Source organism: Acerihabitans arboris (assembly GCF_010131535.1).
GTDB classification, from domain to species: Bacteria; Pseudomonadota; Gammaproteobacteria; order Enterobacterales; family Enterobacteriaceae; genus Acerihabitans; species Acerihabitans arboris.
This window is the reverse complement of the sequence record NZ_WUBS01000023.1, coordinates 13,517-27,253: the sequence shown is the minus strand read 5'-3', so window position 1 is coordinate 27,253 and position 13,737 is coordinate 13,517. Positions and strand designations below refer to the sequence as shown.

Genomic DNA, 13,737 nt, shown 5'->3' with positions numbered 1-13,737 from the left:
TCTAATTCATTGAGGCTTCCAAGTAATGTCTCTTTTTTATCGTATCACCCCGCCGATTTGGCCCGTGCTACTGGCGTTATTGTTGGCCGGCTGCGACCACCCCAACAATCAATCTGCGGTCGTAATTCCCGAAGTGGGTGTTATTACGCTTACTGAATCGGATGTCGCGTTAACCACCGAACTACCCGGCAGAACATCTTCATATCGGATCGCTGAAATCAGACCGCAGGTCAGCGGCATTCTTCAGCGACGTCTGTTTGACGAGGGCAGTATGATCGATGCGGGTCAGGTATTATATCAGATTGATGCCGCGCCTTACCGGGCTACGTTGGCGAAAGCGGAAGCGAGCCTGGAGTCCTCACGTTTGCTGGCTCAGCGCTACGAGCGGCTGGTAAAGACTAATGCCATCAGCCAGCAGGATCGCGATGACGCCCGCTCGTCATGGCTGCAAGCGCAGGCGTCGGTAGACTCTGCCCGTATTGATCTCGGTTATACAAAAATCATCGCGCCGATCTCGGGCCGCATTGGTCGTTCATCCGTGACGCAAGGTGCCCTGCTAACGGCGAACCAGACGGATGCTCTGGCGACCATTCAGCAGCTCGATCCCATCTATGTTGATATCCCTCAGTCATCGACGGCACTGTGGCGCCTGCAGGACGACCTGTCCGCCGGTCGACTGAAACGCAGCGGCGATCAGATGGCAGAAGTACAGCTGCTGTTGGACAATGGAACAGAATACCCCTACACCGGGCGCCTCAAATTTGCCGAGGTGACGGTGGATGAAGGCACGGATTCGGTGATTATACGCGCCCTGTTCCCCAACCCGGAGGGACGGTTGCTTCCCGGTATGTTCGTTCGCGCCAGACTGCAGGAGGGCGTGCGTGAACGGGCGCTGCTGGTGCCGCAGCGCGGTATCACGCGCAGCAGTTCCGGCCAAGCCACAGTGCTGGTGGTGGATGGCAATCATAAGGTTGTATTGAAGGAGGTGGCGACGGAACGGGTTGTGGGCAATAGGTGGCTGATCAGCTCCGGGCTGGCACTCGGCGACCGGGTGATTATTGACGGAGTGCAGAAGGCGATACCAGGCAGCGAAGTCAGGGTCGTGGACGCGAAGCTGGTAGCACCAGACGCCACAACCATCAAATCTCAGCTGCAGTAAGGAGCCGCTATGTCACGCTTTTTTATCGACCGGCCGGTGTTTGCCTGGGTCATCGCTTTCGTCATCATGCTGGTGGGCGTACTGTCCGTCAAGAGCCTACCCGTTAACCAGTATCCGAATATCGCCGCGCCGGCGATAGCCATTATGGGGAGCTATCCCGGCGCTTCAGCGGATACGGTGCAGGATACGGTCGTGCAGGTGATCGAGCAGCAGTTGAGCGGCCTAGATAATCTGCGCTACCTGAAATCCGAAAGCAATTCAGACGGTTCGTTTACCATCACGGTAACGTTCCATCAGGGCACCGATCCTGACATCGCCCAGGTACAGGTCCAGAACAAGCTTTCACTGGCGACGCCGATGATCCCCGACGAAGTGCAGTCGCAAGGGATGAAGGTGGTTAAATACCAGGTCAATTTCATGCTGGTCGTCGGGCTGGTGTCCACAGACGGACGTATGAACAGCTTCGACTTGGGCGACTATGTGGTGTCGAACCTGCAGGATCCGCTGTCGCGTATCAACGGCGTGGGGGACTTTATCGTACTGGGGTCGCAGTACGCCATGCGCATCTGGATGGATCCGGCTAGGCTCAATGGTTATAACCTGACGCCGCTGGATGTCAGTTCGGCGATACAAGCGCAAAACGTGCAGGTTTCCTCCGGACAATTGGGGGGACTTCCCACCGCGGACGGCACACAGCTCAACGCCACCGTCATCGGCAAGACGCGCTTCACCAGAGCGGATCAGTTTGAAAATATTCTGCTCAAGGTACAGCCGGATGGTTCGAGGGTACTGCTGAAAGATGTTGCCCGCGTGGGCTTGGGCGCGGAGAGTTTCTCCATTCAGTCAAAATACGGCGGGGACAAGCCCAGCACCGGCATCGCGCTGCGCCTGGGTACCGGCGCCAACGCGCTCGACACCATCAACGCGGTAAAGGCAAAGGTGGATGAGCTGAAGGCGGGATTCCCGCCCGGCGTGGAGGTGGTTTACCCCTACGATACCGCGCCGTTCATCAGCGAGTCCATCGAAAGCGTGGCGCATACTTTGCTGGAGGCTATTGTACTGGTGTTCTTGGTGATGCTGCTGTTCCTGCAAAACTGGCGTGCGACGTTGATCCCCACTCTGGCGGTGCCGGTGGTCCTGTTGGGCACCTTCGGCGTGATGGCGGCGTTTGGTTTTACCATCAATCTTCTTACCATGTTCGGGCTGGTGCTGGCTATTGGCCTGCTGGTGGACGACGCCATCGTGGTAGTGGAAAACGTAGAGCGACTGATGGCGGAGGAGCATCTCACTCCACTGGAGGCCAGCCGCAAATCTATGGATCAGATCTCCGGCGCGCTGGTGGGCATCGGACTGGTGCTGTCGGCGGTGTTCGTGCCCATGGCCTTCTTCGGCGGCTCCACCGGGGTGATTTACCGGCAATTTTCCATCACCATTGTGTCGGCGATGGCGCTGTCCGTGCTGGTGGCGCTGATCTTTACCCCCGTATTGTGCGTGGCCCTGCTGCGGCCGGCAGGGTACGGGCAGCACGGCGGTAAAAAGGGCTTCTTCGGCTGGTTCAACCGCAAGTTCGACAGCGGTGCGGCGCTCTATCGCCAGGGCGTGGTGAAAACCCTGAATGCGCCCAGGCGGGCGATGATGTTTTTTGTGTTGATTGTTGCCGTTCTGGCTGTGCTGTTTCCCCAGATCCCTACCTCATTCCTGCCGGATGAAGATCAGGGTCAACTGATGGTGCAGGTACAGATGCCGCCCAATAGCAGCGCGGAGCAGACGCAGAAGGTGTTGACGGATGTCTCCGACTATTTCCTCAACCATGAGAAGGAGCAGGTGTCATCCATGCAAGTCATCAACGGTTTCAACTTCGCCGGACGAGGGCAGGGTTCGGCGATGGGATTTGTGCAGATGAAACCCTGGGCCGAGCGTAATGGCAGCGTATTTGATGTGGCTAACCGGGCCATGGCTTATTTCAGTACTATCAAGGAAGCCAACATTATCGCCTTTGTGCCGCCGGCGGTTCCGGAGCTGGGAAACGCGACCGGCTTCAACCTGTTTCTGGAGGATCGCGGCGGCAACGGCCACGAAAAGCTGATGCAGGCGCGCGATGAGTTCCTGGCCGTGGCGGCACGGCATCCCTCGCTGCATATGGTGCGGCCCAATGGTATGAATGATGAACCGCAGTATCAGGTGTTGATCGACAACGAAAAGGTGCAGGCGCTGAAGCTGAGTTTGTCGGACGTTGACAGCACTATGTCAGCCGCCTGGGGATCTAGCTATGTCAACGACTTCAACGATCGTGGCCGCGTTAAGAAGGTCTATATCCAGGGGGTTGCCGGTGCACGCATTTCACCGCAGGATTTCGATAAGTGGTATGTGCGGAACAGCGACGGCGATATGGTGTCGTTCGCGTCCTTTGCTACCGGTAAATGGGTCTACGGCTCGCCGAAACTGGAGCGTTACAACGGCCTGCCGGCGGTCGAGCTACTGGGTGAACCCGCGCCGGGCTACAGTTCAGGCGAAGCCATGACGTCGGTTGAGGGGATTGCCGCCAAGTTGCCGGACGGATTCCATATTTCCTGGACAGGACTCTCCTACGAGGAGCGGCTCTCCGGCGCGCAGGCGCCCGCGCTGTACGCGCTCTCCCTGCTCATCGTTTTCCTATGTCTGGCGGCGCTGTATGAAAGCTGGAGCATTCCGTTATCCGTCATGCTGGTGGTGCCGCTTGGGATAATCGGGGCAGTTGTCGCCACCCTGTTGCGCGGCCTGGGCAACGACGTGTTCTTTCAGGTCGGCCTGCTGACCACCATCGGACTGTCGGCAAAAAACGCCATCCTGATCGTGGAGTTCGCGCGCGATCTGCACGAGAAAACGGGCAAGCCGCTAAAAGAGGCCGCTATCGAGGCCGCGCGCGTACGCCTGCGTCCGATCATCATGACGTCGCTGGCGTTTGTTATGGGGGTGATGCCGCTGGTTATTTCCACGGGGGTCAGTTCCGGCAGCAAACACGCTATCGGCACCGGGGTGGTGGGCGGCATGCTCACTGCCACCGCGCTGGCGATTTTTTATATTCCATTGTTCTATGTCTTGGTGGCGGGATGGTTCAGCCGAAACAAAAAAGCGCGTTCCGCTACGGGCGCCGATGAACAATCGGCGAGCTAGACGCCACGTCCGGCGTTATGCGGAGGTGCCGGGCGATATGGCCCTTTGGGCGTCTTCGCCGTCAACCATATCTCCATCGCTGAAAGAATGATAAGGAGGCGAACAAGTGGCAAGACGAACAAAGGCCGAGGCACAAGAGACCCGCGAACAGATTCTGGATGCGGCGGAACTTTGTTTTCGCGATGTTGGTGTGGCGCACACAACACTGGCGATGGTAGCGGCGCGGGCCGGTTGTACCCGCGGAGCGATTTACTGGCACTTCGGTGAAAAATACGAATTGTTAAGGAAAGTCGTTGAACGAGCCCATATTTTGTTTTACGCCGAACTCCAAACAAAGACTCGGAATGCCGAACCGATAGCAGCTGTACACAAATTCCTCCAGCGGAGCTTAGAAGATCTACAGAGTGATAGGCATCTTAGAAACGTGATTGAGGTTGTACTTTTTCGCGGCGAATGCCCCGAAGAGATAAGCAATGAATTTGCTATGGGAAAGGATGGCGCGGAAAAATTGCTCCTGTTACTGCTCTGCGCCTTCGATGCTGGAAAAGCGCGGGGTGAAATCAAGACTGGCATTCCGATGGAGACGCTGGCTTGCCTGGCCTTTTTCGTATTCACCGGCGCGCTAAGAACGTGCATTTTTATGCCAGCGAACAGTTGGATGGTAAAGGAGGGGTTAACAGCACTAAATTTAATATTCGATATAGCCCATGGAAATACGGAGGCATGTAATGAATGTCTACGACGTGATTTTTGATCTTGTAAAATGGATAGAGGCTCGCCTGAATATACGTCTTTCAATAGACATGGTTGCCGTTAAATCGGGTTACTCTAAATGGTATTTACAGCGCTTATTTAAAGATATCACAGGATGCGGGCTAAGCTCGTATATCCGACGCCGCAAGCTGTCCATGGCAGCACTTGAATTACGGATGACATTCACGCCGATTTTAGATATCGCACAAAAATATAATTTCAATTCTCAAAGGACTTTTATACGTGCCTTCAACCATTATTTCCGACAGTCACCGGAGGCATATCGTAACTGCGATGAGTGGGACTGCTCATTACTTTATCCGCCATGCCTGAAAAACATCTACCCCGTTCTGCAACCTGCCGTTGTTTCACTACCCCACCGGTTGCTTGAGGGAGTAACCCATTGCTATCGCTGCCTGCCGGAGAATATTGACCAGTTCGATATGGAAATTCGAAATGATTTTTGGTTTCGTCACTTTAAACACGTTACCGATTTTCCCTGGTGCATCTACGGGCTAAGTGAACTCGGTCCTGATAAGAGGATGACTAACATGCTCAATATAACCTATATCACAGCGGTAGAGACTCCAATACATCTTTCCAGTGGAAAAAAAAGAACCGCAGTTAAGCTGGAGGGAGGAGATTATATTCGATTCGATTACGCAGGCACGACGGAAGGATTCCAACCGTTTATTATCGCTGTAAATCAGCATCATCTCCCCAGATTGGGGGTAATGCGCCGTAAAGGTTCAGATATTGAGCAATATTACTTTTGGGAACGGGGGAAATCTTCGTGGCGCACGAGCTTTCTCAATTGCAGTTATTTCATTCCATGTGCAAACGCCAGTGCTGTTGATGTGCGACTCAGAGATGGATTTGAAAAGATGGGGCGGGCATTATAGAAGGATCAAATCCATGTTAAAACAGTTTATATGTATAATTTTATTCTAACTTTTTAGGAGAAGAGCATGAAATATATAGTTACGGGAGTGGACGGAAAACTGGGTGGCCGAGTTGCTGAAATTATGATAGGTAATGTATACCCCGGAGAGTTAATATTCACTTGTCCTTTCCCAGAAAGGATCCCTGTTGTAATAAGCTCTCGTTGGGCGCGTTTGGGTATAGAATTGCGGCCAGCCAATTATGAAGACCCGGAACAAATGAGACAATCATTTACAGGTGGCAGCCGGTTGTTCATGGTCTCGGGGGTGCTGATAGGCGAAAAACGGATAAGGCAGCACAAAAACGTGATAAGCGCCGCCGTGGAAGCGGGGATTGAACATCTCACCTATACCTCTTTTCTCGGCGCAACGGATCCGGCCTACGCGCATGTCTATGTAACGCCCGATCACACGGCGACGGAACTATACCTGCGGGACTGCGGTTTGGATTTCAATGTCATGCGCAATAATCTCTATCTGGAAAATTATCTTACCACTTCGGTGATGCTGGCCCTGCTATCGGGGAATAAATGGTATACGACGGCTGGCGAGGGCAAGGCCACTTATATCGCTAAGGACGATAGCGCCCTGGTTGGCGCAGCGTTATTGTTGGGCGCTGGTGAAAAGAACCGCGCTTACAATATTACCGGTATTGAATCGGTATCGCAACGCGACCTCTGTCAATTGGTTAGTGATGTTTCTGGCATCAATATTGAATACTGCCCTGTAGAGAAGGATGCGTTTTTCGACTATCTCGATTCCATTAATATTCCGCGCGATACCGAGCAGGATTTCTCCAAATCACCGGTTCCCTGGTGTGGTAATGATATGGTCACCAATGAAGCAAGCATCGCCGAAGGGCTGATGGATGTAAGGTCCGATGATGTTTTCAGTCTCACCGGTAAACAGCCGTTCACCCCGCGTGAACTGCTTCATAAATACAGCTATATCTGGGAAAAGAGAATTACCCATTGGAAAGATATTCTGTAACCTGCAGTCGAGAAGATGAGTAGAATGCAGGCTCGCCATCTGAATTTGTCATTATTAACAATACCGGTTTGCTCAGTGAGGGCAGACCGGGGGTTTATGGGAGCTTGTGCGCGTTGTTGAACAAATTTGCGTAAAATTCACGAGGACTTCTTTGAAATACGTAAGTCCAACATACGTTTAATAGAGAATTTGATTGGGTGGTTTCATTTGAGACCTTATTGTGAGCATATAATCGACAATATGAGAAGGCGTTTAGTTGAAGGCTCAGGTCAGCTTTCCTATCTACCGGCAGGTCAGTCTATTATAGGATACGTTACTAAAATGCCCGGCGAATGACCGGTGCGGTTGCTATCATAACTTAAAAAAATTCTACCGCAAGGGCACTTAAAGCACAATCTAAATATCCATATTAAGTAAGATAATATTGACTGAATTTACAATGGAGAACATGGCAATGGTTGCTCCAGGTAACACTCTTTTAGAGCTAGCTCACTTTTCGTGGTGTGCGCAGGTGGCTGTTAGACTTGCTTTTGGGGAGGGAAGGATCTGCTCCCAGCTTGACGAACATCTCTTTTTGTTAAGTTGGATGGCCACCGCGCAAAAACAGAAACGTTTTCCAAAATCGATTGCAATGGATATATCACTACTCATTGCCTATGCTAGGCGATTGGGCATTAGAGCGAATCTAATTCAACAACTTCGCGCTATTTATATCGTCGGTATGAGTCCATTAGGTGAACCTACAGACCAGACCCGGTTCAATTGCGTGATTGAATCATTGCGTTCGTTAGGGTGGCAGGATTTTAGCCTATCTCCAAAAGACTGGGCGGCACCTTGGCAGATTTGTTTGCCTCCGACTTCAAAAAAGAATGTTCTGTTTATTGAACAAGGGGCAATGGATAAAGTATTTGATGCTAATGGCACGCAAATTGCTGTTCTTCAATTGTGTTTGCTCGGGGAAGTGAAAAAAGTCGCGAAACTATTTGAAGAACGAAATTTTTATTACAGTGATGTTAATAAAACAGGCCCTTATCACCTTCTTGTTATTAATACATCACCTATGGATGAGAAAATAATCTAAGTTCTAATATGGCAACGAATGCAGGTATCCTATTATGGCTACAACAAAAGATTGGCTAATGCTACTACGTAGATGCCGAAATATCGATAGTATGGAGCGAATTTTTGATAAAAATAAACATGGACTCACTGATGATAATATTGAAATATTTAATAGCGCAGCAGATCATCGACTCGTAGAATTTACCATGGGTAGGCGATAAGGTATCGGCCCCGGTATGGCGGTATATCAGATGATTGAAAATACAATATTCAATTTAATACATAAGTTGAATGTAATCAAATGCTGTATAATTATCGTGAGTTGGTTTATTTATATGTATTGATTATATAGAGTTGTTTTTTAGTGAATTAACATTCAAGCACATTAGATTGAGACTGTCTTGTGGTTTAGCCTCTTAAATTCAATACGACGTTGATAAAGGCCTTCACTTATGCGACTAAAGACAATTGTGGTATTCATTGATATATCGCCAAATAGCCAGGCACGAATTGATTATGCAGTAAAAATCGCACACCGACATGATGCTCATCTTACCGGAATTTATATCGCCCCAACACATTGGGGAGCTAGTCCGTCTGAGTCCTTTGCTATTGGCAGCGAGGCAATCACAGCGGTGACAAAATTTCATCGCGACCAAGAGCATGAGACCTCAAAAAAGGCCATGGAAATTTTTAACACCGCCATCGATAATGAAAAAATCAGCGCCAAATTTCACATTATCAAAGACAGCGATGCCGACCAGAGGTTAAGACCAATTTTATTATATGCGGACTTGATCATCGCAGGTAACCCAGGTACTAATGGACTGCCGAAAAACTGGTCGGCTGAGACGATATTACTCGCTATCGGCGTACCGTTTCTTCTAGTACCCAATGGATGGCAGTGTCAATCAGGGGAGATCGGCGCACGGATACTGCTCGGTTGGAATGGTAGCCGTGAGTCGCGCCGGGCTATAACAGATTCCATGCCTTTTATGATCGAGGCTCAGGCGGTGTCAGTTGTTGAAGTCGATCCGGGAAAAAGTGCACCTCATGGCGACTCTCTCGATACGGATTTATTACTTTATATCAGCAGGCATGGCGTAAAGGTCACCCTCGACTCACTATTATCACAAGGTCGTTCCATAGCCACCGTGATCATGGAGTATGCGGAAGAGCATAATATAGATTTCATTGTCCTAGGGGCTTACAGTCACAGTCGGTCGAGCGAAATTATCTTCGGGGGCGTGACGCGATCGATCTTAAAGTCAATGAGTGTTCCCTTGTTGATTGTGCATTAGGCGAAATAATTTCTGAATAATATATTTATCTTATCACTGCTCATTATCTCTTTATGCTCATTGATATTAAGAGATGATCCATATAGGCCAAACTGGGGGAGCAACCTGGCAGACCCTGAACTGATAATCGCTCAATATAGTCACGCGAGTGTACCATCATAGCGTCCACAGTTGTCTTCATGGAGCGTTAAAAAACAATCGATGTAGTTACGATCAAGACAGAGATTCTTGGCGAATACCACGATCTCTTCAAACAGCGATTAGAACTTTATAGAGGTACATCCTCTCGTTGGTGATGGGCTTCTCATCCAATAAACATCCTGAATCAAAATTTACTTTCCTTCTTCTGATTCAGATTAATGACTAAAAGTATTGTGGAAAGATATTCGATAATTTGAGTGTCAAATTAGCTAAAGATATAAACATACTGGCTATAATCTTCGAATGTGATAGGGCTCATGGCCCAGGGCGGCCATGTTAAATTAAACTCACTACTCATAATTACGAGCCGCATTGAGATGACCAAAGGAGGTTTCAAATAAAAAAATGCATAGTTATATAGTATGGATTCTGCATGAAAAAGTTAAATGACTACTGATGAATCCAATTTTCGTAGGAAGGGATACAAAGTAAATTACGGGCATAGCACTGAAAAATTTATAAAAAATTATGGCGAGGTGAAACTTATGACAACTCATTCTTATCTCGAGTTCAATCGGATAGAGAAGCGGTTTCCCGGGGTAAAAGCTTTGCAGGATATTAGTTTTGTCTGTAGAGCTGGACAAATTCACGCGCTGATGGGGGAAAACGGAGCAGGCAAATCAACACTGCTCAAAATACTCAGCGGAGATGAGTTACCATCCAAAGGTGAGATCATTATCAATGGGCAGCCAGTACACTTTGTTAACACCGCCGATGCCATTGCTGCCGGTGTCGCTATTATTTATCAGGAATTGCATTTTGATACCTGAGATGACAGTGGCGGAAAATATTTATATTGGTCAATTACCGAACACTCATGGGCTTATTAGCCGCGCTGCTCTCAATCGTCAGACAAAGAGCCAGCTTACCCATCTTGGATTGGATATTGACCCCGAAACCCCCTTAAAGCACCTTTCCATTGGACAGTGGCAGATGGTGGAGATCGCCAAGGCCTTGGCCCGCAATGCAAAAATTATTGCATTTGATGAACCTACCAGCTCGCTATCTGTACGTGAAATTGACCAATTATTTGGCGTTATCAGAGAGCTACGAGCAAAGGGGTGTACCATCTTGTATGTATCCCACCGCATGGAGGAAGTATTCACGTTGTGTGATGCAATAACAGTTTTCAAGGATGGTCGTTACGCTTGCACCTTTGACGATATAACGCAAGTGAATAATGATAAACTGGTACAAGCGATGGTGGGTAGGCATTTAGGCGACATCTATCACTATCAGCCCCGGCCTTTGGGAGCCGTTCGCCTACAGCTTGATGCTGTCCAAGCCCCAGACGTGAAAACTCATATTAACATGAGTGTGCGGCAAGGGGAGATTGTCGGGCTATTCGGTCTGGTGGGGGCCGGGCGCAGTGAACTGATGAAAGCTCTATTTGGTGGGACCCGCATTACCAGCGGCAGAGTTTTGCTCGATAACCAGCCGATAACTATTCGTTCACCCATTGATGCTATCCATCACGGAATAATGCTATGCCCTGAAGATCGCCGGGCGGATGGTGTAATTGCGGTTCATTCGGTGAGGGATAACATCAATATCAGCGCCCGGAGAAAAAACATTAACGCGGGCTGTTTGATTAATGACTCTTGGGAAGAGAGTAATGCGCGTCAACATATCCTGGCATTGAATATTAGAACACCTAGCACTGAACAACTGGTGATGAATCTGTCCGGTGGCAATCAGCAGAAAGTCATTCTAGGGCGCTGGCTATCGGAGGATATGAAAGTCATTTTATTGGATGAGCCAACTCGCGGTATTGATGTGGGCGCCAAACATGAAATCTACAACATTATTTATTCATTGGCTGAACGAGGTATTGCTGTTTTGTTTGCCTCCAGTGATTTACCGGAAGTATTGGGTTTGGCGGATCGTATCGTCGTGATGCGTGAAGGGGCAATATCTGGCCAGCTTACACATGACGAAGCCACAGAGGTAAAAGTATTGTGTCTAGCCATGCTGAATACAGCCACCAACAACCATGAAATCACCACTGAGGTGATGTGATTATAGAGGAAAAATAAAATGTTGCTTCCTTCTTTACCATCAATTAAATCTAAGCATAATATTGGGTTGACCCGAATCTGGGATGCTTACGGAATGCTGGTCGTTTTTGCCGTTTTATTTGTTGCCTGCTCTATTTTTGTACCCAATTTTGCCTCTTATATCAATATGAAAGGGCTGGGACTGGCAATGTCCATGTCCGGTATTATAGCGTGCGGTATGCTGTTCTGCCTGGCCTCCGGAGATTTCGATTTGTCCATAGCCTCGGTTATTGCCTGTGCCGGGGTCACTACTGCAGTGATCATTAATAAAACGGACAGCTTGTTTGTAGGAATTTTGGCCGGGCTGATGGTCGGAGTTATTTGCGGTCTGATTAATGGTCTGGTGATTGCACGGCTGAGAATTAATGCGTTGATCACCACGTTAGCCACCATGCAAATTGTACGCGGACTGGCCTATATTTTTTCTGATGGTAAAGCGGTTGGGGTTGCAAAAGAATCTTTCTTTATTCTGGGTTCTGCCAACTGGCTTGGCTTACCAGTGCCTATTTGGCTAACCATCATTTGTATGGCGGTATTTGGTTTCCTGCTGAACAAGACCACATTTGGCCGTAATACGCTCGCACTTGGTGGTAATGAAGAAGCCGCGCGGTTATCCGGCGTTCCGGTAGTCCGCACAAAAGTGATTATTTTTGTACTTTCCGGTTTGGTCTCGGCCATCGGCGGCATTATTCTGGCTTCGCGAATGACCAGCGGTCAGCCGATGACCTCCATTGGTTTTGAAATGACCGTTATTTCCGCGTGCGTGCTTGGCGGGGTGTCGATGAAGGGCGGGGTAGGTAAAATATCATACGTAGTCGCCGGAGTGCTGATTTTAGGCACCATAGAAAATGCCATGAACCTGCTTAATATTTCCCCCTTTACCCAATACGTGGTGCGAGGAATTATTTTGCTGGCAGCTGTCATTTTTGACCGTTATAAACAAGCAGATCAATGTACTATTTAGCCTATGATAATGCTACCAAGAGGGATATTACCCCCTTGGTAGACTTGACTTATTATACACTTATTATTAAATATATGGTGTGCCTTGATATGAATATGGGCCATTGACTTGGCATAAAAATGATAATTGTACTTATTATACCCAGTACGGAATGTCATATCTCATCATGCTGATGAAACTCACGTTATTATATGAAAAATGATTCTATATAATCATGGCGACCGAAACGGCTGATTTGGAAGGAATAAAATGGCAGTAACGCAGTTTAGTGCCGAATCGGAATAAGATATTTACAATGAAATACATAATTACCCAGGGGGTGTTGTTTAGGTTGGGGGTAGAAGATCTCGATATCTTGCCCCTGACGGCGTGTTAAACCCAGGTTCGACATAGCCGTACCATAGATAAGAATAATAAAATCCTGTAGACCCTCGGCAGTCCCGTTATAAGTAAATTGTGCATAGATTCCCCTTTTGATTACAACAGATTGCCCTTTCGGGAAATAGTCCGGCAGAAAATCAGGTTCCTTTGCTGTCGTGTATTGAAAGATCATATCCCGTTCTCCTTTACGTTTTTTTTCGCCTGGTACCAGGCAATTGAGTCCATAAAGTACCGATGGGAGCGTTGTTGCCTTATCAAGATACTTATGCCATATATGCGGTCTTACGTCGTGATGGAAAAAATCGTCAATTTGTTCCAATGTACAGGAATAACATTTAGTTACGCCGACCAAGTGTATTTCGGGCATGATGATGAAATCGGGTTTTGGTAAACTGGCAGCGCCTAGGCGTATTGGCGGACAAAACCTTGACAAAGGCCAGTCCGGAGCGCAGCGGTAGGATCCTGGCGATTGTGCAAATTGCCGTTTAAAGGCACGGCCGAAGATTGGTTGTGATTCGAAATGATAGAGAGTTCCGATATCTTGAATGGGTCGACTTGTTACGCGTAATGCCAGGGCGGCCATGGATAATCGCCGCGCTCGGGTATAGGCGCCTAGGTTATGTCCGGTGGCGTATTTAAACATGCGCTGCAGATACCATTTGGAAAAACCCGCCTTCGCCGCTACATCGTCAAGTGATAAGGGCTGATCCAGATTATCTTCTAACCAATCGAGTAAGGCGTTTATAATATTTGATTGAGGGGCGGCCATGATTTC

Annotated in this window: 9 protein-coding genes and 2 pseudogenes; 10 read left to right on the top strand and 1 reads right to left on the bottom strand. The window is 48.7% G+C overall.

Annotated features, from left to right (window positions below):
- Positions 1 to 25: 25 nt before the first annotated feature.
- The 10 genes and pseudogenes from GRH90_RS24225 (at position 26) to araH (ending at position 12,581) form a co-directional block, all read left to right on the top strand.
- The gene (locus tag GRH90_RS24225) at positions 26 to 1,159 is read left to right on the top strand and encodes an efflux RND transporter periplasmic adaptor subunit (protein WP_162368553.1); all 1,134 of its coding nucleotides are present in this window, start codon (positions 26 to 28) and stop codon (positions 1,157 to 1,159) included.
- A gap of 9 nt (positions 1,160 to 1,168) precedes the next feature.
- Entirely contained in the window at positions 1,169 to 4,312 is a 3,144-nt protein-coding gene (locus GRH90_RS24220; RefSeq protein WP_162368552.1) for an efflux RND transporter permease subunit, read from the top strand.
- A 106-nt stretch (positions 4,313 to 4,418) separates the two neighbouring features.
- Complete coding sequence (locus GRH90_RS26565; RefSeq protein ID WP_162368551.1) at positions 4,419 to 5,066, top strand: TetR family transcriptional regulator; 648 nt, start codon at positions 4,419 to 4,421, stop codon at positions 5,064 to 5,066.
- Positions 5,041 to 5,967 carry a helix-turn-helix domain-containing protein gene (locus GRH90_RS24210; RefSeq protein WP_162368550.1) on the top strand — a complete coding sequence of 309 codons (927 nt, stop codon included), beginning with the start codon at positions 5,041 to 5,043 and terminating at the stop codon, positions 5,965 to 5,967. The genes GRH90_RS26565 and GRH90_RS24210 overlap by 26 nt, the downstream gene beginning before the upstream one ends.
- A 66-nt stretch (positions 5,968 to 6,033) precedes the next feature.
- The gene (locus GRH90_RS24205; protein ID WP_162368549.1) at positions 6,034 to 6,996 is read left to right on the top strand and encodes an NmrA family NAD(P)-binding protein; all 963 of its coding nucleotides are present in this window, start codon (positions 6,034 to 6,036) and stop codon (positions 6,994 to 6,996) included.
- A gap of 448 nt (positions 6,997 to 7,444) precedes the next feature.
- The gene (locus GRH90_RS24200; RefSeq protein ID WP_162368548.1) at positions 7,445 to 8,077 is read left to right on the top strand and encodes a DUF2913 family protein; all 633 of its coding nucleotides are present in this window, start codon (positions 7,445 to 7,447) and stop codon (positions 8,075 to 8,077) included.
- Between the two features lie 34 nt (positions 8,078 to 8,111).
- Positions 8,112 to 8,313, top strand: a pseudogene (locus GRH90_RS24195) (Hha/YmoA family nucleoid-associated regulatory protein).
- Between the two features lie 197 nt (positions 8,314 to 8,510).
- Positions 8,511 to 9,359: a universal stress protein gene (locus GRH90_RS24190; protein WP_162368547.1), complete on the top strand. Its 849-nt coding sequence runs from the start codon at positions 8,511 to 8,513 to the stop codon at positions 9,357 to 9,359.
- A gap of 686 nt (positions 9,360 to 10,045) precedes the next feature.
- A pseudogene (gene araG / locus GRH90_RS24185) lies at positions 10,046 to 11,579 on the top strand (L-arabinose ABC transporter ATP-binding protein AraG).
- 18 nt (positions 11,580 to 11,597) lie between these two features.
- On the top strand, positions 11,598 to 12,581 hold the full coding sequence (gene araH, locus GRH90_RS24180; RefSeq protein ID WP_162368546.1) for an L-arabinose ABC transporter permease AraH: 984 nt from the start codon (positions 11,598 to 11,600) through the stop codon (positions 12,579 to 12,581).
- Between the two features lie 265 nt (positions 12,582 to 12,846).
- Here araH and GRH90_RS24175 read toward each other — a convergent pair whose 3' ends face one another.
- Positions 12,847 to 13,731 (bottom strand): helix-turn-helix domain-containing protein, encoded by an 885-nt coding sequence (locus tag GRH90_RS24175; RefSeq protein WP_162368545.1) that lies wholly within the window; start codon positions 13,729 to 13,731, stop codon positions 12,847 to 12,849.
- Positions 13,732 to 13,737: the final 6 nt, after the last annotated feature.

Excerpts from the sequence above, each read along its gene's own strand:
- GRH90_RS24225 (WP_162368553.1), top strand. The coding sequence starts at position 26 with ATGTCTCTTTTTTATCGTATCACCCCGCCGATTTGGCCCGTGCTACTG.
- GRH90_RS24220 (WP_162368552.1), top strand. The coding sequence starts at position 1,169 with ATGTCACGCTTTTTTATCGACCGGCCGGTGTTTGCCTGGGTCATCGCT.
- GRH90_RS24210 (WP_162368550.1), top strand. The coding sequence starts at position 5,041 with ATGAATGTCTACGACGTGATTTTTGATCTTGTAAAATGGATAGAGGCT.
- GRH90_RS24205 (WP_162368549.1), top strand. The coding sequence starts at position 6,034 with ATGAAATATATAGTTACGGGAGTGGACGGAAAACTGGGTGGCCGAGTT.
- GRH90_RS24200 (WP_162368548.1), top strand. The coding sequence starts at position 7,445 with ATGGCAATGGTTGCTCCAGGTAACACTCTTTTAGAGCTAGCTCACTTT.
- GRH90_RS24190 (WP_162368547.1), top strand. The coding sequence starts at position 8,511 with ATGCGACTAAAGACAATTGTGGTATTCATTGATATATCGCCAAATAGC.
- araH (WP_162368546.1), top strand. The coding sequence starts at position 11,598 with ATGTTGCTTCCTTCTTTACCATCAATTAAATCTAAGCATAATATTGGG.
- GRH90_RS24175 (WP_162368545.1), bottom strand. The coding sequence starts at position 13,731 with ATGGCCGCCCCTCAATCAAATATTATAAACGCCTTACTCGATTGGTTA.